We start from the raw sequence: 647 nt of genomic DNA on the forward strand, positions 1-647 counted from the left end.
TGCTCGTTGTTGTTGATGGTCTGGGCGCCGATATCGAGCCGGGTGCGGGCGGCGATGGTGGCGGCGATGCCGCCTTCCACGCCGTTGTTGAGCGTACCCGCCCCCACGCTCAGATGGTCGCCATAGATGCGGCCCGTGCCCAGGTTGTTGAGCGTGCCGGCGTTCACTTCGGTGGTGCCGCCGTCGATCACGCCCCGGTTGTTGAGTACGCCGGCCGCGGTCAGGCGCGTGGTCGCGGCGTGGATGTCGCCGCTGGCCGAGTTCTCGATATTGGCCGCCGTGATCGCCAGCGTACCGCCGGCGCGCAAGGTGCCCGCGTTCTGCAAGTCGCCGCCCAGGATGAGGGTGGCGTTGCCGTTGGTGGTCAGCTCGCCGCCGGCGCTCTGGCTGTAGCCGCCGCTTACGTCCAGCGTCAGGTCGCCCAGCGACAGCAGGCGGCCGTCGAACGTCATGCTGGCCGCGCGGATGCCCGCCAACTGGCCACCGATCAGGGTGCCGCCCGTGTTGCTGACGGCCAGCGCCCGGCTGGCGCTGGCGTCGGCCAGGTTCAGCTTGCCGCTCGCGCTCATCAGGCCGCCGCCATTGTCGACGCTGGCGCTGGCCGTGACCGTCGCATCCTGGTCGGCCCGCACGGCGCCGCCGGCGTT

The 647-nt window shown here is 71.1% G+C and carries 1 protein-coding gene; it reads right to left on the reverse strand.

The genetic code is table 11. The annotated features are described in order from the left end of the window. Nucleotides 1-647: hypothetical protein (locus AC3WOS_RS28580; protein ID WP_492720705.1), on the reverse strand; the 647-nt coding region annotated here is incomplete at both ends.

Source organism: Rugamonas sp. FW305-51 (assembly GCF_058786935.1).